Origin of the sequence: Providencia sp. wls1916 (assembly GCF_009706585.1) — a bacterium.
In the GTDB taxonomy this organism is placed as follows: domain Bacteria; phylum Pseudomonadota; class Gammaproteobacteria; order Enterobacterales; family Enterobacteriaceae; genus Providencia; species Providencia lanzhouensis.
On the sequence record NZ_WLUL01000021.1, the window covers coordinates 163,435 to 185,633 of the forward strand.

General features: G+C 43.6%; 23 protein-coding genes. 15 read left to right on the top strand and 8 right to left on the bottom strand.

From position 1 onward, the window contains the following. The first annotated feature begins 85 nt into the window (after window positions 1–85). Window positions 86–556, top strand: a complete 471-nt coding sequence (locus GKR61_RS15505) for a DMT family transporter (RefSeq protein ID WP_036952655.1) — start codon at window positions 86–88, stop codon at window positions 554–556. A 103-nt stretch (window positions 557–659) separates the two neighbouring features. Here GKR61_RS15505 and GKR61_RS15510 read toward each other — a convergent pair whose 3' ends face one another. The 3 genes from GKR61_RS15510 to GKR61_RS15520 are packed head-to-tail and all read right to left on the bottom strand — an operon-like array spanning window position 660 to window position 3,594. Then, window positions 660–2,168 carry a tripartite tricarboxylate transporter permease gene (locus GKR61_RS15510; protein WP_154600208.1) on the bottom strand — a complete coding sequence of 503 codons (1,509 nt, stop codon included), beginning with the start codon at window positions 2,166–2,168 and terminating at the stop codon, window positions 660–662. 9 nt (window positions 2,169–2,177) lie between these two features. Next, the gene (locus GKR61_RS15515; RefSeq protein ID WP_036952661.1) at window positions 2,178–2,609 is read right to left on the bottom strand and encodes a tripartite tricarboxylate transporter TctB family protein; all 432 of its coding nucleotides are present in this window, start codon (window positions 2,607–2,609) and stop codon (window positions 2,178–2,180) included. A gap of 10 nt (window positions 2,610–2,619) precedes the next feature. Next, complete coding sequence (locus GKR61_RS15520) at window positions 2,620–3,594, bottom strand: Bug family tripartite tricarboxylate transporter substrate binding protein (protein ID WP_036952664.1); 975 nt, start codon at window positions 3,592–3,594, stop codon at window positions 2,620–2,622. Between the two features lie 374 nt (window positions 3,595–3,968). On the opposite strand from GKR61_RS15520, the gene tctD reads away from it, so the two are divergent. Both tctD and GKR61_RS15530 read left to right on the top strand, forming a co-directional pair. After that, entirely contained in the window at window positions 3,969–4,637 is a 669-nt protein-coding gene (gene tctD / locus GKR61_RS15525) for a transcriptional regulator TctD (RefSeq protein ID WP_154600207.1), read from the top strand. Further along, entirely contained in the window at window positions 4,634–6,070 is a 1,437-nt protein-coding gene (locus tag GKR61_RS15530) for a sensor histidine kinase (RefSeq protein ID WP_036952669.1), read from the top strand. Before tctD ends, GKR61_RS15530 begins: the two co-directional genes overlap by 4 nt. Before the next feature lie 172 nt (window positions 6,071–6,242). On the opposite strand, the gene GKR61_RS15535 is transcribed toward GKR61_RS15530, so the two are convergent. Next, on the bottom strand, window positions 6,243–7,163 hold the full coding sequence (locus tag GKR61_RS15535) for a DMT family transporter (RefSeq protein ID WP_036952672.1): 921 nt from the start codon (window positions 7,161–7,163) through the stop codon (window positions 6,243–6,245). Window positions 7,164–7,261: 98 nt separating this feature from the next. On the opposite strand from GKR61_RS15535, the gene GKR61_RS15540 reads away from it, so the two are divergent. Then, the gene (locus GKR61_RS15540) at window positions 7,262–8,059 is read left to right on the top strand and encodes an AraC family transcriptional regulator (protein WP_036952675.1); all 798 of its coding nucleotides are present in this window, start codon (window positions 7,262–7,264) and stop codon (window positions 8,057–8,059) included. A gap of 11 nt (window positions 8,060–8,070) precedes the next feature. Here GKR61_RS15540 and GKR61_RS17980 read toward each other — a convergent pair whose 3' ends face one another. After that, the gene (locus GKR61_RS17980) at window positions 8,071–8,934 is read right to left on the bottom strand and encodes a hypothetical protein (RefSeq protein ID WP_272537300.1); all 864 of its coding nucleotides are present in this window, start codon (window positions 8,932–8,934) and stop codon (window positions 8,071–8,073) included. Between the two features lie 266 nt (window positions 8,935–9,200). Here GKR61_RS17980 and pdxB point away from each other — a divergent pair, with 266 nt between their 5' ends. The 10 genes from pdxB (at window position 9,201) to GKR61_RS15595 (ending at window position 19,197) form a co-directional block, all read left to right on the top strand. Further along, complete coding sequence (pdxB, locus tag GKR61_RS15550) at window positions 9,201–10,325, top strand: 4-phosphoerythronate dehydrogenase PdxB (protein WP_108478576.1); 1,125 nt, start codon at window positions 9,201–9,203, stop codon at window positions 10,323–10,325. A gap of 72 nt (window positions 10,326–10,397) precedes the next feature. Next, on the top strand, window positions 10,398–11,408 hold the full coding sequence (locus GKR61_RS15555) for an aspartate-semialdehyde dehydrogenase (RefSeq protein ID WP_036952682.1): 1,011 nt from the start codon (window positions 10,398–10,400) through the stop codon (window positions 11,406–11,408). Then, complete coding sequence (gene truA / locus GKR61_RS15560) at window positions 11,408–12,223, top strand: tRNA pseudouridine(38-40) synthase TruA (protein ID WP_036952686.1); 816 nt, start codon at window positions 11,408–11,410, stop codon at window positions 12,221–12,223. Before GKR61_RS15555 ends, truA begins: the two co-directional genes overlap by 1 nt. Before the next feature lie 35 nt (window positions 12,224–12,258). Next, window positions 12,259–12,966, top strand: a complete 708-nt coding sequence (locus tag GKR61_RS15565) for a DedA family protein (RefSeq protein ID WP_108478579.1) — start codon at window positions 12,259–12,261, stop codon at window positions 12,964–12,966. Window positions 12,967–13,127: 161 nt separating this feature from the next. Then, entirely contained in the window at window positions 13,128–14,096 is a 969-nt protein-coding gene (gene accD / locus GKR61_RS15570; protein ID WP_036952691.1) for an acetyl-CoA carboxylase, carboxyltransferase subunit beta, read from the top strand. Then, window positions 14,086–15,375: a bifunctional tetrahydrofolate synthase/dihydrofolate synthase gene (folC, locus tag GKR61_RS15575; protein WP_154600205.1), complete on the top strand. Its 1,290-nt coding sequence runs from the start codon at window positions 14,086–14,088 to the stop codon at window positions 15,373–15,375. The genes accD and folC overlap by 11 nt, the downstream gene beginning before the upstream one ends. Before the next feature lie 5 nt (window positions 15,376–15,380). After that, entirely contained in the window at window positions 15,381–16,079 is a 699-nt protein-coding gene (dedD, locus tag GKR61_RS15580; protein WP_272537299.1) for a cell division protein DedD, read from the top strand. 177 nt (window positions 16,080–16,256) lie between these two features. Then, on the top strand, window positions 16,257–16,760 hold the full coding sequence (gene cvpA / locus GKR61_RS15585; protein WP_132495458.1) for a colicin V production protein: 504 nt from the start codon (window positions 16,257–16,259) through the stop codon (window positions 16,758–16,760). Between the two features lie 14 nt (window positions 16,761–16,774). Next, window positions 16,775–18,292 carry an amidophosphoribosyltransferase gene (gene purF, locus GKR61_RS15590; protein WP_154639890.1) on the top strand — a complete coding sequence of 506 codons (1,518 nt, stop codon included), beginning with the start codon at window positions 16,775–16,777 and terminating at the stop codon, window positions 18,290–18,292. Window positions 18,293–18,624: 332 nt separating this feature from the next. Further along, window positions 18,625–19,197 (top strand): UbiX family flavin prenyltransferase, encoded by a 573-nt coding sequence (locus tag GKR61_RS15595; protein WP_036952700.1) that lies wholly within the window; start codon window positions 18,625–18,627, stop codon window positions 19,195–19,197. 18 nt (window positions 19,198–19,215) lie between these two features. Here GKR61_RS15595 and GKR61_RS15600 read toward each other — a convergent pair whose 3' ends face one another. Further along, on the bottom strand, window positions 19,216–20,121 hold the full coding sequence (locus GKR61_RS15600; RefSeq protein ID WP_036952702.1) for a TIGR01777 family oxidoreductase: 906 nt from the start codon (window positions 20,119–20,121) through the stop codon (window positions 19,216–19,218). Window positions 20,122–20,391: 270 nt separating this feature from the next. Here GKR61_RS15600 and yfcD point away from each other — a divergent pair, with 270 nt between their 5' ends. Next, the gene (gene yfcD, locus GKR61_RS15605; protein WP_036952704.1) at window positions 20,392–20,934 is read left to right on the top strand and encodes an NUDIX hydrolase YfcD; all 543 of its coding nucleotides are present in this window, start codon (window positions 20,392–20,394) and stop codon (window positions 20,932–20,934) included. A 46-nt stretch (window positions 20,935–20,980) separates the two neighbouring features. Here the strand turns inward: yfcD and GKR61_RS15610 are convergent, their stop codons facing one another. Both GKR61_RS15610 and GKR61_RS17765 read right to left on the bottom strand, forming a co-directional pair. After that, window positions 20,981–21,718 carry a hypothetical protein gene (locus tag GKR61_RS15610; RefSeq protein WP_230083171.1) on the bottom strand — a complete coding sequence of 246 codons (738 nt, stop codon included), beginning with the start codon at window positions 21,716–21,718 and terminating at the stop codon, window positions 20,981–20,983. Continuing rightward, window positions 21,688–22,107 carry a hypothetical protein gene (locus GKR61_RS17765; RefSeq protein ID WP_230083172.1) on the bottom strand — a complete coding sequence of 140 codons (420 nt, stop codon included), beginning with the start codon at window positions 22,105–22,107 and terminating at the stop codon, window positions 21,688–21,690. Before GKR61_RS17765 ends, GKR61_RS15610 begins: the two co-directional genes overlap by 31 nt. Between the last annotated feature and the right edge of the window lie 92 nt (window positions 22,108–22,199).

Genomic DNA, 22,199 nt, shown 5'->3' on the forward strand with positions numbered 1-22,199 from the left:
ATAAAATTGTTCATTTTCCAATGTCGTTATCTCTCTTTACTATGGCAACCAATCAATTTAAGTCAATATTAATGAAGAGGTTTCGATGTCAGCATTTTCAATCATAGGGATCATACTTGCCTTTGTTGCATTATTGGCAGGCGCAGTTGTGCCAATCCAAGCAGCAAGTAATGCCATACTTGCTCGGCAATTAGGTCACCCATTATGGGCGAGCGCGACATCGCTCGTGATCAGTTTAATTGTGTTAATTCCACTATTAATTATTTTTAAAGTACCAAAACCCCATTTTAGTACTGAGTTATTTAATCAACCCATCTGGATCTGGTTTGGTGGTATCGCAGGAATGCTCTATCTCACTTCGGCTTTGATTTTAGTCCCTAAAATAGGGAGTACGACATTCTTTGTTTTGGTGATTGCGGGTCAATTAATTATTTCCGCGCTTATTGAGCAATTTGGTTGGTTTGGTATGAATCGAAATCCCATTCCAATTGAGAAAGTGGTGGGTATCGGTTTAGTGATTCTAGGGGTTTTATGCGTCCAATTTTCACGAAAGTAATGGTATCGAACCTAAGTAATGCATTTTTACTAGGAGGATTTATCAGTAGACCTGCCCCACTTTCATGGGGCGAAGTCTGACAGTCATAACGTACAATTTGGAATTAGGCTTGCGCGGTTTGATGACGACGTTTGCGAATAAGCTTCACAATGGGTGGTAACACCAGAACCAGCACCGCCAGAATTAATAAGCTCTTAGAAATAGTGCTACTCCAGAGAATATTAAAATCCCCATTACTGATAGATAACGAGCGTCGCAGGTTTTGCTCTAACATTTCACCCAAAACAAACCCGAGGATCAGCGGAGATAGCGGGAAATTCATCTTCCGCAAGATATAGCCGAAGACCCCAAGCCCCATCATTAACAGTAGGTCAAAAGTGGTGCTGTGTACGGCGTAAACGCCCACCGCAGAGACACAAGCAATCGCAGGGACTAAGAACCACAGTGGCACGGTGAGCATACGAGTGAATAAACCGATGAGCGGAATATTCATTACCAACAACACGACGTTAGCGATAAGCAGTGCAGCAATTAATCCCCAAACGATATGTGGTTGTTCAGTAAACATGCCTGGACCTGGGGTGATGTTATACAGAGTCAGCGCCCCCATCATTACTGCCGTCGTGCCTGAACCCGGAACACCGAGGGTTAACATCGGAATAAATGACCCACAGGCAGAGGCGTTGTTGGCGGCTTCAGGTGCCGCGACACCGCGAACATCCCCTTCACCAAATGTCCCTTTATCCCCTGCAATTTTTTTCTCTGTCATATAGGTGATGGCACTAGCGATAGTCGCCCCTGCACCCGGTAAAATCCCCACAAAAAAGCCAATAAATGAGGAACGTAATGTTGGACCAGCACAGGTCTTGGCTTCTTTCTTGCTAAATAACATTCGACCCGTTTTGCGGATCAATCCTTGTCCTGTTGCCGTGCTTTCTAGCATGAGTAATATTTCACTGACAGAGAACAGACCAATAACCACGACGATAAACTGGACGCCATCGGATAGGTTAACGCTGTCAAAGGTAAAGCGGTATTCCCCAGAGTTGGCATCGACACCGACGGTTGCTAGTGCCAAACCAATCAATGCTGCGAGCAGCGATTTGACAGGGTTTTGGCTCATCATGCTGCCTAAACACGCGATAGCAAAAACCATCAATGCGAAATATTCAGCAGGACCAAATGCGAGTGACCATTGTGCCAGTAAAGGTGCAAATAAAATGATCCCAACAATCGCAATTGTGGAACCGATAAATGAACTGACGGCAGAAATCGAGAGCGCGATACCGCCTTGACCTTGCTTCGCCATCGGATAACCATCTAACGTGGTCATGATCGCCGCGGCGTCACCGGGAACGTTCAATAGGATGGCGGAAATTCGCCCTCCATACTCACAGCCTAAATAAACGGTTGCCAACAAAATTAGGGCAGATTCAGCCGGTAACTTTAGTGCAAATGCCAATGGCAATAGAATTGCGACACCGTTAATTGGGCCAAGACCCGGTAACATACCGACAATGGTGCCGATAAAGCAGCCAATCAGCCCGATCATAATGTTTTGAGGGATCAGCGCGACCTCAAAGCCTTGAGATAAATACATCCACGTTTCCATACTTTCTCCTTAGCTAAAAAGCTCGCCGATTGGCAATGTCACATCGAGTAATCGGTCAAAGGCATAGAATAGGGAAATGCCTAGGATTGGACCGGAAATCAGGGCGGCTATCGGGGTTGCACCAAATAACAGGGCAACGCTGATGGTCAACAAAGTGGTCGATAATGGAAATCCTAACCACTCAAACGCCCATGCATAAATAACTAATGCAATGATTAACAAGACTAAACGGCGCAAGACATAGGGCTTTGGCCATTCAACCGCTTCTTGGCGACCCAGCAGGAGTGCGAGTGCGCACAGGGTCATTAATGACAGTATGGCAATCGGGAAAGGGCGGGGGCCCAATGGTTCATAGGTAAACTCACTTTGGATGCCCCAGCCGATGTACAGCCCGATCCCACACAGTATTAGCCAGACTATGGCAAATATGCGTTGGCTCATGGTGACTCCGTTATTTCGCTAACCCGAAGGAACGCGCTTGCTCACGGTAGTTCTCAACTTCTTTTTTCACGTAAGCGTCCAGTTCTGGGCCCGATAAGTTGTATTCAAACAAGCCACGTAATTCACGCTGCTTTTTAAATTCGTCGGTTTGTTGTAATTTTTGGAAGGCTTCAACCCATTGATTGTAATCCGCATCGGATACTTTTGGTCCCATGTAGAATCCGCGAATGATTGGCCAAACTATGTCATAGCCTTGCTCTTTAGCGGTTGGGATATTAGCGAGCCCATCCGGTAGGCGTTTATCCGCATATACCGCTAGGATGCGGATTTTTCCGTCACTGATATAGGGGGTCATTTCACTGATATCACCGGAGATCACTTGGATGTGGTTGCCTAACAGGGCTGTCAGTGTTTCGCCACCGCCTTCGAAAGCAACATAGCGCATTTTTCGTGGGTCTAAATCGATCGCTTTGGCGAGTAACGCCGTTTTCATCCAATCTTGGCTACCGATGGAGCCACCAGCACCGAAGACAATGCTGTTTGGATCTTTTTTGAAGGCGTCCATCAGTTCGCCTAAGGTTTTATAAGGGGAGTCTGCACGCACGGCAATCATGCCATAGTCACTGCCAACACTCGCTAGCCAGCGAACATCATTTTCGTTGTAACGACCAAATTTACCTTGTGCAAGGTTGAGTAAGGAGCCACCAGAGAATGCGACGATGGTTCCCGGCTCAGCTGGGCGTTGAGCCACAATGGCATTGTAGGCAACGGCACCAATTCCACCTGGCATGTATGTCACACGCATCGGTTTTTCGATTTCTTTGGTTTCCAGCATGGAGACTTGAACGAGTTTACAGGTTAAGTCAAAGCCACCGCCAGGTTTGGCTGGGGCAATACATTCGGTTCTTTCGGGTAACGCCATTGCTTGGTTAACGCCAACTAAAAAAATTGCTGCAGCTAAGGTATTGATTGTGAAATTCTTCATGCTTCATTCCTCACTAGACAATAATTAAGTTACTTGGTTGTTGTTGGTTATGTCGTTATGGATCTACCGTTGTAGATGAATATGTTTTTGTAGATAAATAACTGTGGGCGATGTTTGCTCGCCACTCATCATTGTATTGAGAACCTTTCATTTACCTTTCATTAACAAATAAAATTATTTTTATGTGATACATATCAGATTGTTTTATATTATCTCTTCTTATATTTGTTAATTTAATGTTAATTTCTATTTGTGGTAGCAGGTTAATGAAGGATAGTTGTGATAGCTTCGGTAAAAATCACGTTTAACACTTTTCATTCAATTGAGAGAGTGCCAACTTATACGCATAAATAATCATAATGAGTGGGCGACGGATGAGAATGTTATTGGTTGAAGATCATGACGAGTTGTCATTGTGGTTACAAAAAGCCTTAACCGCATCGGGATTTGCTGTTGATATTGCCAGTGATGGCTATAGTGCTGACCAGTTATTACAAACTGAAAATTATTCGTTGGTGGTATTGGATGTTTCATTACCACGGATGAGTGGTTTGGATGTATTAGCCCAGATGCGCAAGCGGCATCAAGAAACACCTGTGCTGCTATTAACGGCGAATTCAGATGTGGCTGACCGCGTAAAAGGGCTGAATGCAGGGGCGGATGATTACCTGACTAAACCCTTTGATATTGCCGAATTAGAAGCCCGAGTGCGCGCGCTATTACGTCGTAGCCAAGGGAATGCGAATAGCGACCAATGTTTTGGTGATCTTTGTTTTCATGACGAGGGTTATTTTTCACTGAAGGCGGAGCCGCTAGGTTTAACCCCGCGAGAATACGCGGTATTGAATACACTTTTTCATCGCAGAGGGCGACCTGTTTCAAAAACACAATTATTTGAACAGGTATTCTCACTGTCGGATGAAGCCAACTTACAAAGTATTGAATTGTATGTGCATCGGGTTCGCAAAAAACTCGCGGGTTCAGATGTTAATATCAATACTTTACGCGGATTGGGATACCGATTAGAGCAGTGTAGTGTATGAAATTAGTCTCTCATCCACGCTCTCTCTTTCATCAGTTGCTGCTTTTTTTCGGTATCCCCCTCATTTTGTTGGGAAGTTTCTCCGTTTATACCCACTATTACAGCGCTAAAAACGCCGCTAACCTCGCCTATGACCGGACATTACTGGCGTCGGCGAGAACGGTGGCGGAGCGATTACAAGTTGTGGATGAACATCTTTCCGTGAATGTGCCTTACGTGGTACTTGATAGCTTTGAACTGAACAATAATGACCGTCTATTTTATCAAGTCATCGCTCCTCATGGGGAGACCATTTCTGGCTATGATGACCTACCGCCAATCCCCCCTTACTGGATGCGCTCTCAACATTACACGGCCTTAGTCTACTTTTATGATGCGGAATATATGGGGCTTCCCATTCGCGTAGCGACCTTTTTCCAACCGATTAATGAAGGTGGGATCCAAGGCATGGTGGAGATCCGCGTCGCTGAAACGGTGTATGCTCGGCAAGATTTTGCCAATCAATTGCTGATCTCGGCTTTGATGAGCCAAGGTACTGTGGTGGTTGTGACGCTGATATTGGCGTATTTGCTATTACGTAAGTTATTAACACCGTTGAAAAAACTTTCTAATCTCATGTTGGGTCGTGCCGCGAATGACCTAACTCCAATCCCGAATGTGTTGCCATGGTCAGAACTTTCGCCTCTGGTGGATGCATTGAACCGCTATGTGGAGCGATTAAGGCGTATGTTAAAACGCCAAGAGCGTTTCAGTGCAGATGCTTCCCATCAATTAAAAACCCCGTTAGCCGTATTAAAAACTCAAGTTTCGGTGGCTCTTAATAGCGATGATGAGCAACAGAAACAGCAAAGTTTGCAGGCGATTAATAAAACTTTGGATAACACCATTGTATTAACTGATCGGTTATTGCAGCTTGCCCGTTTAAAAGAGCACGAAAAAGAGGCGATCAGGCTTTATCGTGCAGTTAATTTGGTCGAAATTGTTCAGCAAGTCTGTTTTACCCGCTTAGGGCAATCCGAAAGTAAGCAGATTGATTTAGGCTATGAGGGGCTAGAACATTGTTGGGTGAAAGGGGATGCTATTTTGCTGGCGGAAATGTGCGCGAACTTAATCGATAATGCGATTAAATATACCCCAGAGAAGGGGGTTGTCACGGTACGTATTATTGCAGATGAAAGTCATAAGTCGATGATCAAGTTGGAAATTGAAGACTCAGGACCTGGTATCGAAAATAAATATATTCACCGCTCATTAAAAGCCTTCATGCGCTTGAATAATGCCAAAGGGCTGGAAGGTTCAGGGTTGGGTTTGGCGCTTGTAAAAGATATCGCCAGTTATCACGGCTCAGAATTGCAGCTGTTAAAGAGTGAGCATCTCGGCGGCCTGTTGGTACGTATCACTTTGAAAGCGAGCCGGGCACCGAAGAAAGCTTAGTGGCTACTCTGTTATTATCTAGTTGCACCTAAAAACGGTCATTATCAAATTTACACACCTTTTTAGGTGCAATTGATCTGTGTAATTAGCCGGAAAGGCATAAAATAAACAAAGCCCCATAACCTTGAAGTAGATTTATGGGGCTTTTAATCAATCGAACTATTAATGTGGCTTACTGGCAAGTCTCTTCTTCTAACGCTTTTTTCTTGCGAGAAAATAGCTGGGTGAGCGGGGTGCGCAGCTGTTGAGCTAACATCACGCCAAGTAACACGATTCCGCCCCCAATTAAGTGGTAACTCTTTAACTCTTCCCCAAGTGTGAATACCGCGATAATGGCAGTAAATACCGGCGCGAGGTTCATAAAGATAGAGGTGGTATTGGCGCCTAAGCGGAGCACGCCTTGGATCCACATTGCTGGAGCCAGAATCGATGCAGCAATCCCTGCGAATAAAACTAACCCGATATTATTGCTGTTAAGGCTCACATCATCTGCCATCAAGAAGTTTGGAATTAATAATAAAACGCCAAAGAAGACTTGCACGTACAGTGAATCCCAACTCGATAGCTGAATAGACCAACGCTTAGTTAATACTCCGTATAGGGCATAAGCGGCGGAAGCGACGATCATCAGCAATTCGCCTTGACCCAATCCATTATCCAGTAATGAACTTGGGTTCCCTTGGCTGACTAACCAAGCCAATCCAAACAAAGATAGAACGGAACCAATAACAATCCCAACGGTTGGGATCACCCTCAGAACGAAAATACTAATCACCACAGTTAATAGCGGAATAAATGAGTTCATAACACCCATAAATGTCGCGCTTACTGTGTGTGCGGCATAGTAAGCCAAACTTTGATACAGCATCATCCCCAAAGCACCTAAGATGGCCAGTTGCCACCAATGTTGTTTAACCACTTTGGCATTGCGCAGTACCGAGCGCAGAACAAATGGGGTCATGACTAAAAATGCCAGAGCCCAGCGATAAAACGAAATAGCAGCAGGGTCAATTGCCGTTGCAGCGGCTTTGTTGACGATGGCATTGATGGACCATAATAAAACCGCGGTCAGCGGAAACAGGAAATATTTCATTAACAACGTTCTCCCTAATCAGTCACAGGAGTATACATCTGTCCGAAATATTATATATACTGATATTCAGACAATCGATAACGCTTTTCAGACAGCTTATGAATAATTTAAAAAGTGATGTTCTGCAAATTAACGAATGCAATATTATTGAGCCTGAATTTATTGCCTTGCGTCATGAGCAGATCAACCAGCAAACCGAATACAAATCCCATTCCCATACCTTTGGTCAATTGCTGTATGTGGTCTGTGGGATTATGGAAATGGAAGTGGAAGGCAAGCATTATATGGCACCGCCAGAGTTTTGCATCTGGATCCCCGCTAATACCCAACATGCGAGTTTTAATAAGCAGAGTGTCAAATTTCGCATTATTGATTTTGCCCAATCTTATACACCGCGACTTGCTAGTAAGGCATGTGTTGTGCGATTAAGCCCCATTTTCCATACGATCATGACGGATATGTATCAACGGGGCATTGTTCAGCCCGAAACCGAGCAGGATATTCGTTTGGGGGAGGTATTGATTGACCAATTTGCTATTTCGCCATGCCAAGATACCTATTTACCCACCAGCAAAGATAAATTGTTAGCGCCTATTTTAGCGGAGCTACAGCAAGACCCTGCGGATAATACAACGCTCGCCCAGTGGGCAAAGCGGGCTTATACCTCGGAGCGAACATTATCTCGCCGTTGCCAACAAGAGCTGGGTATGTCATTCAGTGAGTGGCGCCAGCGACTACGTTACTTACATGCAGTGGCTGGATTGGATAAAGGTAAAAGTGTCCATGAAGTTGCTTTGGATGTGGGGTATAGCTCGGCATCTGCATTTATTGCGATGTTCCAGCAAATTTCAGGGGTCACTCCAGACCGGTTTCGAATGAAAGAGCTGACCCCATAGTAGAGGGAAAATCAATATACATAATTGTATTTGATATTAGCGTGGTAGTTGTACACGCTATCTTTCCCTCCGTGTTCATCTTTAATTAATGTGGTGATCTTTTTTTCCGCGTCGGTGCACCTTCCGAACGTATTCCAGCTGTTACAGGTGGTCGCGGTTGTTTCGGTGGTAAAAAATTCTTCAATGGTTTTGTTGGTTAACATTCTGTCATCATCATCATAGGTAAACTCTTTGACGGTTGAGTCAGACTGCATGCGAACTAAGCGATTTTTCGCATCATAGAGGAAGGCTGTTTTCACACTATCATTTTCTAGCGTACTGACTCGGTTGGATTCAGATAATCGTCCTTTATCATCAGTTAAAAAAGTGGTGACTGCTCTTGTTAACATGCGCTCTTTATCGAGGGTTGTCGTATAAGAAGAATCTTTGGCTTCGGTTATTTTTCCATTCTGATCAGTGAAAAACTTTCCGTTCATTTTTTGCTGTAAGATAGTTTTTTCAACATTATCTTGATTAATAACAGACAGCTTAAATGCGGATTTGTAGTCCCAACCGTTGCCATTTTTTTTCATGCTCATATCAATGGATTTGACGGATACACTGTCGTGGATGCTGAATTTGATAACTTCATGACCAGTTAACTCAATTAGGGCTCCACAATCATCAAACTTCGTTTGAACCGTATTGCTGATGTAATCATCTTGACTGGTGGTGCGTGAGTTCATTGCTTTTAATGAGTCGTTAAATGGGCGCTCTTGGGCAAAGACGAAATTATTAAAGTTGTTGATGGCGATGGTGTCCGTCGAGCAGTTTTGGTCGCCAGCATAGGCATAAAACGAGCACATTAGGGGAAGCGACAGTAATACTTTTTTCACAATCAATATGCCTTTCAAAATAAATGCCTTCCTGAAAAATGAATAACTTTTAATGTGGTTTTGCTGATTAAACATGAAATTCTTTAGATTAGATAGTCAGACTCATCTGTAAGATTGTTTAATAAAAAGAAAAATTAAATGTCGCCGAATAGACTATCAATTTCAACCAAAAGCATTGTCATGTAAATGATTCAGCCTATCGACGATTTGGAGTATAGTGTGGCAGCCAAATCGGGCATGACACACATTCTATTGGGACGAATTCCGTGAAAATTTTGGTTGATGAAAACATGCCATATGCTCAAACACTGTTTAGTGAGCTAGGCGAAGTTAAAGCAGTACCAGGGCGCCCAGTGCCAGAACAGGAACTGGTTGATGCAGATGCATTAATGGTGCGCTCAATTACCAAAGTGAATAAATCATTACTGAGCAATACGCCAGTAAAATTCGTCGGCACGGCAACAGCAGGGTTTGACCACGTTGATACCCAGTGGCTTGCCGAAGCCAATATTGGATTCTCTTCAGCGCCAGGGTGCAATGCCATTGCTGTCGTTGAGTATGTTTTTTCTGCATTATTGATGCTGGCGGAACGCGATAACTTTGATTTACGCGATAAAACTGTTGGGATAGTCGGGGTTGGTAATGTGGGAGGGCGTTTGTATAAACGTCTGCAAGCGTGGGGCGTGAATACCGTATTATGTGACCCTCCTCGAGCAGATAAAGGCGACCAAGAAGTTTTTGTTCCATTCGATTCGCTACTGGAGCAGGCTGATATTTTAACCTTCCATACACCGCTCAACATGGAAGGCGAATATTCTACCTTCCATTTAATGGATAAATCTCGACTAGCAAATTTACGCGACGGTACCATTTTGGTGAATGCGAGCCGTGGTGAAGTGGTGGATAACCAAGCGCTATTACAGTTGCTTGAGCAAGGTAAGCCGCTGAGTGTGGTATTGGATGTGTGGGAGCCTGAGCCTGATCTGGATACAGAATTACTGGCGTATGTGGATATCGGTACGCCGCATATTGCGGGCTATACTTTAGAGGGTAAAGCACGAGGAACAACCCAAGTCTTTGAAGCTTATTGCGAATTCCTAGGTAAGCCTACTAATGTATCTCTGGCATCGCTGTTACCGAAACCGGATATCGACTGCATTAATTTCAATGGTAAATTAACGCAAAGCCAGCTCAAAAGATTAGTGCATCTCGTGTATGATGTGCGCCGTGATGATGCATCGTTGCGCGCAGTGGCTGGCATTCCCGGTGAGTTCGATAAATTACGTAAACACTACCAAGAACGCCGTGAATGGTCATCGTTAACAGTTCAATGCGATAGCCAAGAGACAGCCCAGTTACTGAGCGAATTAGGCTTTAACGCAAAAATTTAATAACAGATTCTTTTAGGTGAAATAAGCGGCTAATCACGGCTTGTTTCACTTTGATTTTTTAGAGGAAAAACCATGACAGAAGGTTGGAATATTGCATTACTCGGGGCAACCGGCGCAGTGGGCGAAGGTATTCTTTCCCTGCTTCAAGAAAGAGAGTTTCCCGTTGGTGAGCTTTATTTACTAGCCAGTGAGCGTAGTGCAGGGGAGAGCATTCGCTTCAACGGTAAAAGTTATCTAGTGCAAGATGTCGCGGATTTCGATTGGTCGCAGGCACAAATTGCCTTTTTCGCGGCAGGCGAGGAAGCCGCAGCACAGTATGCGGAATTAGCGGCGCAAGAAGGCTGCATTGTGATTGATAACAGCGGTATTTTTGCGTTAGACCCTGATGTACCATTAGTGGTACCGGGAGTTAACCCGCAAGTATTAGCGGATTATCGTAATCGCAATATTATTTCGGTGGCAGACAGTTACGTTAGCCAACTCTTAACGTCTATCAAACCGTTAGTGGACGCGGCTGGGTTAGGACGCATTACACTTACCAATATGCTGTCGATGTCAGCGTACGGTAAAGCGGCTGTGGATGAATTAGCGGGTCAAAGTGCGCGTTTATTGAATGGTATCCCTGCGGAAGAAGGTCGTTTTACTAAGCAATTAGCCTTTAATATGCTGCCATTATTAGCGGATGGTGAAGGCAGTGTTGTGCAAGAGCGCCGTTTAGTTGAGCAAGTTCGTAAAGTGCTGCAAGACGATGGTTTGCCAGTCTCCGTAAGCTTTATTCAATCACCGGTATTCTATGGTAATGCGCAAGTGGTGCACTTAGAAACTCTACGCCCAGTTAGTGCAGAAGAAGCGAGCGAAGAATTTGAACGTTTTGATGATATTCAGGTCTCAGAAGAGGGTGATTATCCAACTCAAGTGACTGACGCATCAGGTAATGATTTCTTAAGCATTGGCTGTATTCGTAACGATTATGGTATACCGGAAATTTTACAGTTCTGGTCAGTGGCGGATAACGTTCGTTTTGGTGGTGCGTTAATGGCGGTTGAGACAGCAGAAAAACTGGCTCAGGAGCTGTATTACTAATGTCGGAGTCCCCAAAGCTGCATCGCATTGCCCTCGGAATTGAGTATAACGGTAGCCGTTATTATGGTTGGCAACGCCAGCAAGAAGTGAAAAGCGTACAGGGTTGCCTTGAGGTTGCCCTGTCTAAAATTGCCGCGGAGCCAATCACCGTCAATTGTGCGGGACGCACGGATGCAGGTGTTCATGCGACTGGGCAGGTGGTGCATTTTGAAACTTCAGCTAACCGTAAAGAGGCGGCATGGACGATGGGAGCAAATACCCACCTTCCTGACGATATTGCGGTTCGCTGGTGTAAACCTGTGGATGATGAGTTTCATGCGCGTTTTAGTGCAACGGCACGTCGATATCGTTATGTGATTTTTAATCACCGTTATCGACCTGCAATTTTATCGAATGGTGTCACGCACTTTCATTTTCCCCTTGATGAAAAGCGTATGCACCAAGCGGCACAAGCATTGCTGGGCGAGCGTGATTTTACCTCATTCCGCGCGGTGCAGTGTCAGTCAAAAAGCCCTTGGCGTAATGTGATGCACGTTAATGTAACGCGTCACGGAAACTATGTGGTTGTGGATATTAAAGCCAATGCGTTTGTACACCATATGGTGAGAAATATTGTTGGCAGTTTGTTGGAGATAGGCTGTGGTAATCAAGACATTGATTGGATGGCACATCTTCTAGAATTAAAAGATAGAACGAAAGCGGCGGCGACAGCCAAAGCGGAAGGACTGTATTTAGTGAGCGTGGATTATCCTGAAAAATTTGACCTACCACAGAATGTGATGGGGCCTCTATTTCTTGCGGATGAGCTGCTGTAAAGGTCGTTAATATAAATCTCCACATGAGGAACCCCATGGAGTTTATCAGTTTTATCATTGATTTTATTTTACATATTGATGTGCATCTTGCGGAATTGGTCGCCGAATATGGTGTTTGGGTTTACGGAATTTTATTCCTGATCCTATTCTGTGAGACGGGGCTGGTGGTTACGCCTTTCCTTCCCGGGGATTCTTTATTATTTGTCGCGGGTGCGTTAGCAGCATTGCCAAGTAATGATTTAAACGTACACGTCATGGTGTTGTTGATGATTATTGCGGCAATTATTGGTGATGCAGTGAACTACACCATTGGACGTATCTTTGGTGAAAAACTGTTTAAAAACCCAGATTCAAAAATTTTCCGTCGTAGCTATTTAGATAAAACCCATCAGTTTTATGAAAAACATGGCGGAAAAGCGATTATTTTGGCGCGTTTTGTGCCTATCGTGAGAACCTTTGCACCTTTCGTTGCAGGTATGGGTAAAATGTCTTACCGTCATTTTGCCTTTTATAATGTGGCAGGTGCGTTATTATGGGTGCTACTCTTTACCTATGCAGGGTATTTATTCGGTGATTTACCGATAGTACAAAAGAATTTGAAATTACTGATAGTCGCGATTATCTTTATTTCGATTCTGCCGGGTGTCATTGAAATTATTCGCCACCGTCGAGCTGCTGCAAAAGAAAAAAATGCAGTGGCAAAAGAAAAGAGTGCGGCGACGCAAAAAAACGATAACCAATAATCGGTTTGAAAAAAGTTTTTATCTACAGTGAGATATCATTGTGGTTTAATGGCAAAAAAATAACATACTGATAGATGCTTCTTATATAACCACCATCTGAAATTCAGTGATGGTATTATTCGAAGTGTCGTCAGAGTGCAATCAGACGAAAAGGTCCATTAATGAGCTGGATTGAGAAAATTTTAAAAAAAGGTACTTCAACCCCATCCCATAAAGCAAACATCCCTGAAGGTGTTTGGACTAAATGTGATAGCTGTGGGCAAGTCCTCTACGGTGCTGAGCTTGAGCGTAACCTACAAGTGTGTCCAAAATGTGACCACCATATGCGTATTCATGCTCGCCAACGCCTTGAATCTTTCCTTGATGAAAACTCAACAACGGAATTAGGTAGTGAATTAGAGCCAAAAGATGTGCTCAAATTCCGCGACTCTAAAAAATACAAAGACAGAATTAGCTCCGCCCAGAAAGAGACGGGTGAAAAAGATGCTATCGTCGTGATGAAAGGTACGCTCAAAGAGATGCCTGTTGTTGCCGCTGCATTTGAATTCTCCTTTATGGGTGGTTCAATGGCATCGGTTGTGGGGGCACGTTTTGTCCGTGCTGTAGAACAAGCTTTGGAAGATAACTGTCCATTAGTTTGCTTCTCATCCAGTGGTGGTGCGCGTATGCAAGAAGCGCTGCTGTCCCTGATGCAAATGGCGAAAACCAGTGCTGCACTGGCGAAAATGCAAGAACGTGGCTTACCGTACATTTCTGTACTGACCGACCCGACCATGGGCGGTGTTTCTGCAAGTTTAGCAATGTTGGGTGATATCAACGTGGCTGAACCTAAAGCACTGATTGGCTTCGCGGGTCCTCGCGTTATCGAACAGACCGTTCGTGAAAAATTACCTCAAGGTTTCCAGCGCAGTGAATTCCTGCTGGAAAAAGGGGCAATTGACATGATCGTGCGTCGTCAAGATATGCGTGATCGTCTGGCTGATGTCCTAGCGATGTTAACCAATCAACCAAGTCTGAACACCGCACCAGCGCTGGTTGTTGAAGTGGTTGACGTGGAAATTGACCTTGCTGATGCTGTCGATGGTGCAGATAAAGCAAAAGGCGTTAAACATAAAAAAGATGATGAGTAATCTAATCATTCCTACAGCCAAGTCTCCATTGGAGGCTTGGCTCTCTTATCTCACTGACCTGCATAGCCAAAATATTGATATGGGGTTGGAACGAGTAGGGCAAGCTGCCCGTCAAATGCATCTCACTCAACCTGCTCCTCGCGTCATCACTGTCACCGGCACAAACGGTAAAGGCACAACCTGCCATACACTTGAGTCTATTTTGATGGCTGCGGGTTTGAAGGTGGGTGTCTACAGTTCCCCACATTTAGTGCGCTACACGGAACGCGTCCGAATCCAAGGTAAAGAGCTTACTGAAAGTGAGTTTTGCCAAGCATTTGCGACTATCGAAGCGCAGCGTGGAAATATTTCATTAACCTACTTTGAATATGGCACCTTAGCTGCACTACAATTATTTAAGCAAGCTGAGTTAGATATTGTGATCCTTGAAGTAGGGTTAGGCGGTCGCCTTGATGCAACTAATGTCGTGGATGCGGATATCGCGGCAATCACCAGTATTGCGCTTGATCATACCGATTGGCTAGGTTCTGATCGTGAGCATATTGGTCATGAGAAAGCGGGTATTTTCCGTCAAGGTCATTATGGTGTGGTGGGCGAGCCTGATATGCCGGTTTCTATAGGCGCTTATGCCGATAAAATAGGCACTATACTGTTTCGTCGTGGAAAGGATTGGCATTACCAAGAGCAGGGGCAACATTGGTCTTGGGAAAGTTCTCAGCGCTCATGGGAAAATTTACCCTTACCGAATGTGCCGCTGGCCAATGCAGCAACTGCGATGGGGGTGATCAGCTGCCTGATGGAGATTGATTCCCAGCTAGCACAGAAAATCACTGACCAATCTATCCACCAAGGTTTAAGTACTGCTCAGTTACCGGGACGTTTTCAGATCATTGGAGAACATCCGTTAATGATCTTGGATGTAGCCCATAACCCTCATGCTGCAGGCTATTTAGTCACCAAACTCGCACAATTACCGATGACAGAAGGTCGTCGAGTTCGTGCTGTGGTGGGAATGCTAGGGGATAAAGATATTCAAGGGACATTAACCTGTTTATCCCAACAAGTAACTGACTGGTATCTCGCGCCGCTAAGAGAGTTTCGTGGTGCAGATGTGACTGAGCTTAGTCAGCATGTTGACGGTGCTCATGAGTTTGATTCCGTGGAAGCAGCTTGGCAACAAGCATGTGCGGATGCGCGACCACAAGATGTGATTGTGGTGTGTGGGTCATTCCATACCGTGGCTCATGTCATGATGTTATTAGAGAAAACAGAAGGATAAAGCCAGTGGCTAGTAAATTCCAGAATCGTCTTGCTGGCGCCATTGTTTTAGTCGCTGCAGGGGTCATCGTATTGCCTGCATTGCTGGATGGCGATAAAAAATACAATGAGAATGAATTTGCAGCCATTCCGATTATTCCCAAACCGGGTGATGAAGAAGATATTGAGTCAATTGCACCAATTACACACAGTGCATCGACCGCGTCTTCGGAAGGAACTTCTGAAGCGATGCTATCGGAAGCTATTACTGAGCAAAAGCAAAGTGAGCAGTCTCCTGTAGCCGCAAACAGTGCAAATCAAAGTAATAACAGCCAAAACGTGGTGAATCAAAATGGAAGTGCCATTCCAGCTAATGTCACTCCAGAAAAACCACGGGTAGAACCTAAACCGGAGCCTAAGCCTAAGGTGGAACCAAAGCCAGAACCTAAACCTGAACCGAAGCCAGAGCCGAAACAAGAACCTCAAGGTAAAGCGTATGTGGTGCAAGTGATTGCCCTCAATAATGCCAGCAAGGTTGAAGAAATTGTGGCGAAGCTAAGATTGTCTGGGTATCAGGTTTATACGGTGCCAGCGCAACCGGTGAACAACAAATTAACGCGTATTTATGTGGGACCAGAAGCATCAAGGCAGAAGCTTGAATCTGCTTTACCTGAACTGAACGCAATTACCGGTACAAAAGGGATAATCCAAGCCTTTAAGCCTTAAATTGACATTCAGTTATCCCTAAAAAATAAGGGTATTTAGTAACTTACTGCGGCGATTATGATTTTTTCTTTTCGCCGCTGATTTTTTTAAATTCGATGAAAAATGGTTACGCAAACGTTTTCGTTTTCTGTTAGAATGCATTCGCCGCTGACGTGAATGCGAATTTTGGAATGAAATATGGTCTGGATTGATTACACAATTATCGCCATTATTGGCTTCTCGGCACTGGTAAGCCTGATCCGTGGATTTGTACGTGAGGCATTATCGTTAATCACTTGGGGTTGTGCGTTCTTCGTAGCAAGTACGTTTTACCCTTATTTAGCGAGTTACTTTACGAACTTTGAGGATGTTTTGGTTCGTAATGGTATTGCGATTGCAGCGCTGTTTATCGCGACATTGATTGTCGGTGCAGTGGTGAACTATGTGATTAGCTCATTAGTACAAAAAACCGGATTATCGGGTACAGATCGTGTACTGGGGATCTGCTTCGGTGCGTTGCGTGGGGTATTAATTGTATCGGCGCTATTGTTCTTTCTCGATACATTTACACCGCTTCCTCAAAGTGAGGACTGGCATCGTTCACAGCTTATTCCGCAGTTCAGTCATATAATTAGGTGGTTCTTTGACTACCTGCAAAATGCGTCAAGTTTCCTACCGGAGAATATCTCTCCGTCTGGCTGATGAGGAAAGACTAAATGTGCGGTATTGTCGGTATCGCCGGTGTTTCACCGGTAAACCAATCAATTTATGATGCGTTAACGGTGCTACAGCATCGTGGGCAAGATGCAGCGGGTATTGCGACTATTGATGGTAAAAACAATATCCGTTTGCGTAAAGCAAATGGTTTAGTAAAAGATGTCTTTGAAACGCGCCACATGCTGCGCCTTCAAGGTTCAATGGGTATTGGACATGTTCGTTACCCAACCGCGGGTAGCTCTAGCGCATCGGAAGCCCAGCCTTTTTACGTTAACTCTCCTTTTGGTATCACCCTTGCGCATAATGGTAATCTGACAAATGCTCACGAACTCGCTCGGAGTCTATTTGAAACAGCGCGTCGCCATGTGAATACCACGTCAGACTCCGAAATTCTTCTAAACGTATTAGCATACGAATTAGATAAGTTTGATCATTTTCCTCTCGAACCCGACAATATTTTTAGTGCAGTAGCTTCAATGCACAAAAAAATCCGTGGTGCCTATGCTTGTGTGGCTCTGATTATTGGTCATGGGATGTTGGCATTCCGTGATCCTCACGGGATTCGCCCATTAGTTCTTGGTCGCCGTATTTTAGCGACTGGCGAACACGAATATATGGTCGCGTCTGAAGGTGTGGCTCTCGATACTTTAGGTTTCGAATTCCTACGTGATGTTGCACCAGGCGAAGCGGTATATGTCACTGAAGATGGCAAATTATTTACCCGCCAATGTGCAGAGAACCCGCAGCTGACACCGTGTATTTTTGAATATGTTTATTTTGCTCGCCAAGATTCGTTTATCGATAAAATCTCGGTGTATAACGCAAGATTACGTATGGGGCAAAAATTGGGCGCGAAAATTGCTCGTGAATGGGAGGATCTGCATATTGATGTAGTGATCCCAATCCCTGAAACCTCATGCGATATCGCGTTAGAAATCGCCCATATCCTAGATAAACCGTATCGCCAAGGTTTTGTGAAAAACCGCTATGTTGGACGTACCTTTATCATGCCTGGGCAACAAGAACGTCGTAAATCCGTGCGCCGTAAGCTGAATGCTAACCGTGCAGAGTTTCGTGATAAAAACGTTCTGCTGGTGGATGACTCTATTGTGCGCGGTACCACATCAGAACAGATCGTTGAATTGGCTCGTGAGGCGGGTGCAAAGAATGTCTACTTTGCTTCAGCCGCACCAGAAGTTCGCTTCCCTAACGTCTACGGAATCGATATGCCAAATGCGAATGAGTTGATTGCACATGGTCGAGAAGTGGATGAAATTCGTAAGCTGATTGGCGCAGATGGTCTAATTTTCCAAGATCTCAGCGACCTCATCGATGCGGTTCGTGAAGAAAATCCGGAAATCAATGAATTTGAATGTTCAGTATTTGATGGCATCTACGTGACCAAAGATATCGACCAAAGCTATTTAGACTATCTAGAAAATCTGCGCAAAGATGATGAGTTGAAGTTGAAAGATCAGAGTGATGTTGAGGATTTAGAGATTTACAACGAAGGCTAAACGTTAGGGAATCCTCGTCATACTTCACGCTGTAGCGTTGTTGGCTGCATTAGCTAACCCTAGTCACATACTTGTGTATGCTCCTAGGGATTAGCTAGCTTGCCGCCTAGCTACAACATGAATTATTTAGAGGATTAAATTTAAAACTAAGCTGAAAATGAAGTTAGTCTGAATTACCCTCCGTTCAAGTTTCCTTTATTGATGACTGCTTATTCAGTGAGTAAAGTTTTGCTCTGTATTTTCACTATCCTGACCTCCACACTTCGCCTCTCACTCACTACTTCACGATATTTAATATATAATGCAAGAAATGACGTGAATTGGGGCTGAACATGAAAAAATTGATCATTGGGTTAACAGGCGCAAGTGGAGCAATCTATGGCATTAGATTGCTGGAAGTGCTCAAACCTGTGAAGGATGTGGAAACCCACCTAGTGATGAGTGCAGCTGCGCGTCAGACATTAGCACTGGAAACAGAATTCAGTGTTAAAGATGTACAACAGCTTGCGGACCATGTTTATGATAGCCGCGATATCGCCGCTGCTATCTCCTCAGGCTCTTTTCGTACTGCGGGCATGGTCATCATGCCGTGTACCATGAAAACTCTTTCTGGCATCGTTCACAGCTATACAGACACGTTAGTTACCCGTGCTGCAGATGTCGTTTTGAAAGAAGGGAAAAAGTTGGTGCTGGGCGTGCGTGAAACACCGCTGCATATTGGCCATTTGAAATTGATGGTACAAGCCGCAGAAATGGGAGCGGTGATTATGCCCCCAATGCCTGCGTTTTATCACCAGCCTCAATCTATTCAAGATATTGTTAACCAGACTGTTAACCGCGTTCTTGACCAATTTGATATCGAGCTTGAACAAGATTTATTTACCCGTTGGCAGGGCGCTAAATAGTGCCTGTTTTTAAAATAATCATGATTTTGGTGCTAACAAATCTTCAAGTGCAATTCTCAGCTCAATAAATTCAAATTCAAAGCCAGCCTCTTCTAAACGTTTAGGTATGGCTTGTTGTCCACCAAGTAATAATGTCGCGGATTCCCCAAGTACACCCCTGACTGCAAATGCTGGGGTGCGGATAAAGGAAGGGCGGTTGGTAACATCCCCCATCATGGCGGCAAATTGATCATTATGGACAGGGTAAGGCGAGGTCATATTAAATGGGCCGGAGAGGGTTGGCGTCTCCATTAGGAATAAAATCGCCTTCACCATATCGTTAATATGGATCCACGGCATAAATTGTTTTCCGTGACCAATCGGTCCACCAGCACCCATTTTAAAAATAGGCAGAATTTTAGCGAGCAAACCGCCGTTAGGGGATAAAACTAATCCAGTACGTAGTAAACAAACTCGGGTTTTATCCGATTGCGCTTCTTGGGCGATAGCTTCCCAGTGAGCAGCTAGTTGATGGGTAAATTCATCATGAGGTTGATCTTCTTCCGTCACGACCGATTGACCTTGGTCGCCATAGTAACCAACAGCAGAACCTGACAGGAATACGCTCGGTGGGTTTTGACTGGCTTTGATTAAATTCGTCAATTGTTGCGTGATTTTCCAGCGACTATCACAAAGGATCTGTTTTTGTGCTGCCGTCCAACGTTTTTCTGCGATAGGTTCACCAGCAAGGTTGATGACCACATCAAAGCCATCAAGAGAGGTTTTATCTTGAAGGGTTGTCCAGCATTCAACGGCTTTACAAAATAAACTGTATACTTTTTGTGGTGAACGGCTTAACACGGTGACCTGATGTGAATGCATCACTAACGTTTGAACTAGTTGGGTACCAATTAACCCTGTTCCGCCTGTTATTAGAATTCTCATTTTTTATCCCCCTATTTAAAGCGCTATCACACTCTAAATAATCCAATTTTTACCACCCTGTAAAGATAACTATAGCATTTGCAAATGGGAATTGTTGGGTTTCAGTTAACGCTTCACAAAAAAGAATTTTGTACTGTATCTTAAAGAGATGCATTGATTTTTGTGATGGAAAGCAAGGTCAAATTTGGTTAGGATCCCTTGCAACATATATGCGAAAAGAATACCTTGTATCAAAGTATTTTGGTGGGCAAGCTAAATAAGGTTTTCAGGATGGAACAACAGACCGAATTCGTCGAATGGGTAGATATCGTTGACGAAGATAATAATGTAATAGCGCAAGCAACTCGTAGCCAAATGCGTGCAGAAAACTTACGCCACCGTGCGACCTATATCGTGGTGCACGATGGTATGGGTAAAATTCTGGTGCAACGAAGAACAGACATTAAAGATTTCTACCCAGGGCTTTTGGACGCAACGGCGGGCGGTGTCGTGATGCAAGATGAACAGATCCTTGAATCAGCTAAGCGCGAAGCTGAAGAAGAATTGGGGATTGCTGGCGTTCCGTTTGCAGAGCATGGCACTTTCTACTATGAAAATGAAATTTGCCGTGTGTGGGGTGGATTATTTAGTTGTGTGAGCCACGGTCCTTTTGCTTTGCAAGAAAGTGAAGTCGCGGAAGTAAGTTGGTTGACACCTAAGGAAATTACCGCTCGTTGCGATGAGTTCACGCCAGATTCACTCAAAGCGCTGTCATTATGGTTAACACGTAATAATGAAGCGGATAAGGCGATTAGTTGTTCAAACCCAGAGTAAATGCGAGTATTGAAATTAGGACTACCTTGGTAGTCCTTTTGTATTTTTATGATTTATAAAATTTAGGTTCTTTGATTTTATTGGATAGCGGATATTGATGAAGTTTATCGGCGTAGGAAGTATTAACCTCGATGATTTTCTCGTGTTGAGCATTAACTAAGCATGCTTGCTGAGACATTGTTTTCTCAATGAGATTAAAAAACTTTTTCTTATTTTTTGTTATATAAAGCCCTTTATTAGGATCAAAGAACTTGAATATAACTTTATCGTTGATATGTTTAATTGTGATCCCCATGGCATGATTTTTAGTAATAAAATCACAAATGGTATCCTTCTGTTGCTGTAGCCGATTATTAATACGCTGTTTGAATTGCTCGAAGGTTATATAATTTTGCGGATTTAATTTTATATCATTATCAATAATCGTATAGGTATCATACTTTATATTATATTGGCTATTTTTTTGTATTATTTGGTACTTAATGATTTTTTTCTGGTGATTTTTAACCAGTTCAAAAAAAGGTTTCATACCTTTGAGTGATAAGTCAGTTTTTGCAAAATTAGAACATTTTCTCTTAATTTCTCGAGCGGTTAACTTTATTAAATGACATTCAAAGTGGCTTTTCCCTTTTAATATATCTTCCCTGGCGTTTGCGGATGTAGAATATGCATAAGAATATAGCTGATGTAATGCTTTTTTTAAGTTGATAGCATCATCTTCTTTTATATTATCGAGTAACAATGCGCTATTTTTTAAAAAGATTTCACTGATGGAGTCAAGCATTTTTTTTGTTTTAATTCATGACTATCATTTGAAAAATCAAACTTTTTTATGGCGTTGTCAATGTGAAGGGCATAGTCAACCGATGCTTGTTTATAAATAATTTGACAGAAAGCATCATTTAAAAAAGTACGATAGTGACGAGTGTTTTCTTTGGCGTTATGTGTTTTTTTTAATGCGTGTGCCAGATTTTTTATATATTTCTTTTCATCATTTGCATGGGCATAAAATAAGAAAGCATGTGTTAATCCATAACAGACACCTTTTTCGGCTTCTTGGATATTTTTAATGCCAATTATATTGCGGGAAAACTCATTCTCAGCGGTGTTTTTAAAATGATCTGTTAATTTTATCTGTTCAAACTTAATATGAACTCTATGGGAAAGAATCATAATTAACCTCAATATTTTGTGAAAATATAGAGGTTAATGATATGGAAATGGGAGGATGTTATTTTCAGATAGCGATGAAAAAATAAAGGTCA

Coding starts and splice junctions, on each gene's coding strand:
- GKR61_RS15535 (WP_036952672.1), bottom strand. CDS start 7,163: ATGAAATATTTCCTGTTTCCGCTGACCGCGGTTTTATTATGGTCCATC.
- accD (WP_036952691.1), top strand. CDS start 13,128: ATGAGCTGGATTGAGAAAATTTTAAAAAAAGGTACTTCAACCCCATCC.
- cvpA (WP_132495458.1), top strand. CDS start 16,257: ATGGTCTGGATTGATTACACAATTATCGCCATTATTGGCTTCTCGGCA.
- yfcD (WP_036952704.1), top strand. CDS start 20,392: ATGGAACAACAGACCGAATTCGTCGAATGGGTAGATATCGTTGACGAA.
- GKR61_RS15505 (WP_036952655.1), top strand. CDS start 86: ATGTCAGCATTTTCAATCATAGGGATCATACTTGCCTTTGTTGCATTA.
- GKR61_RS15610 (WP_230083171.1), bottom strand. CDS start 21,718: ATGCTTGACTCCATCAGTGAAATCTTTTTAAAAAATAGCGCATTGTTA.
- purF (WP_154639890.1), top strand. CDS start 16,775: ATGTGCGGTATTGTCGGTATCGCCGGTGTTTCACCGGTAAACCAATCA.
- GKR61_RS15565 (WP_108478579.1), top strand. CDS start 12,259: ATGGAGTTTATCAGTTTTATCATTGATTTTATTTTACATATTGATGTG.
- GKR61_RS15600 (WP_036952702.1), bottom strand. CDS start 20,121: ATGAGAATTCTAATAACAGGCGGAACAGGGTTAATTGGTACCCAACTA.
- tctD (WP_154600207.1), top strand. CDS start 3,969: ATGAGAATGTTATTGGTTGAAGATCATGACGAGTTGTCATTGTGGTTA.
- GKR61_RS15540 (WP_036952675.1), top strand. CDS start 7,262: ATGAATAATTTAAAAAGTGATGTTCTGCAAATTAACGAATGCAATATT.
- GKR61_RS15515 (WP_036952661.1), bottom strand. CDS start 2,609: ATGAGCCAACGCATATTTGCCATAGTCTGGCTAATACTGTGTGGGATC.
- GKR61_RS15520 (WP_036952664.1), bottom strand. CDS start 3,594: ATGAAGAATTTCACAATCAATACCTTAGCTGCAGCAATTTTTTTAGTT.
- GKR61_RS15510 (WP_154600208.1), bottom strand. CDS start 2,168: ATGGAAACGTGGATGTATTTATCTCAAGGCTTTGAGGTCGCGCTGATC.
- GKR61_RS15530 (WP_036952669.1), top strand. CDS start 4,634: ATGAAATTAGTCTCTCATCCACGCTCTCTCTTTCATCAGTTGCTGCTT.
- GKR61_RS15595 (WP_036952700.1), top strand. CDS start 18,625: ATGAAAAAATTGATCATTGGGTTAACAGGCGCAAGTGGAGCAATCTAT.
- GKR61_RS15555 (WP_036952682.1), top strand. CDS start 10,398: ATGACAGAAGGTTGGAATATTGCATTACTCGGGGCAACCGGCGCAGTG.
- truA (WP_036952686.1), top strand. CDS start 11,408: ATGTCGGAGTCCCCAAAGCTGCATCGCATTGCCCTCGGAATTGAGTAT.
- folC (WP_154600205.1), top strand. CDS start 14,086: ATGATGAGTAATCTAATCATTCCTACAGCCAAGTCTCCATTGGAGGCT.
- GKR61_RS17765 (WP_230083172.1), bottom strand. CDS start 22,107: ATGATTCTTTCCCATAGAGTTCATATTAAGTTTGAACAGATAAAATTA.